This is a genomic window from Pseudomonas sp. MHK4 (assembly GCF_054600775.1).
This window is the reverse complement of sequence record NZ_BAAIAK010000060.1, coordinates 1-532: the sequence shown is the minus strand read 5'-3', so window position 1 is coordinate 532 and position 532 is coordinate 1. Positions and strand designations below refer to the sequence as shown.

Below are 532 nucleotides of genomic sequence, written 5' to 3'. Positions count from 1 at the left end.
CATGGGTAGATCACCTGGTTTCGGGTCTACGACCACGTACTAAACGCCCTATTCAGACTCGCTTTCGCTGCGGCTCCGCCTCTTCAGCTTAACCTCGCACGGGATCGTAACTCGCCGGTTCATTCTACAAAAGGCACGCCATCACCCGTTAACGGGCTCTGACTATTTGTAGGCACACGGTTTCAGGATCTCTTTCACTCCCCTTCCGGGGTGCTTTTCACCTTTCCCTCACGGTACTGGTTCACTATCGATCCCTAGGGAGTATTTAGCCTTGGGAGATGGTCCTCCCAGATTCCGACGGAATTTCACGTGTTCCGCCGTACTCAGGATACATTCAAGAGAGAACGAAGTTTCGACTACGGGGTTGTTACCCTCTCCGACGGACCTTTCCAGGTCGCTTCGTCTACCTCGTTCCTTTGTAACTCCGTATAGAATGACCTACAACCCCAAGAGGCAAGCCACTTGGTTTGGGCTATGTTCCGTTTCGCTCGCCGCTACTCAGGAAATCGCATTTGCTTTCTCTTCCTCCAGG

At 52.6% G+C, this 532-nt stretch carries 1 rRNA gene; it reads right to left on the bottom strand.

The window, feature by feature from the left end:
- Nucleotides 1-532: ribosomal RNA gene (locus ACYP2Q_RS31510) — 23S ribosomal RNA — on the bottom strand; the annotation flags it as partial.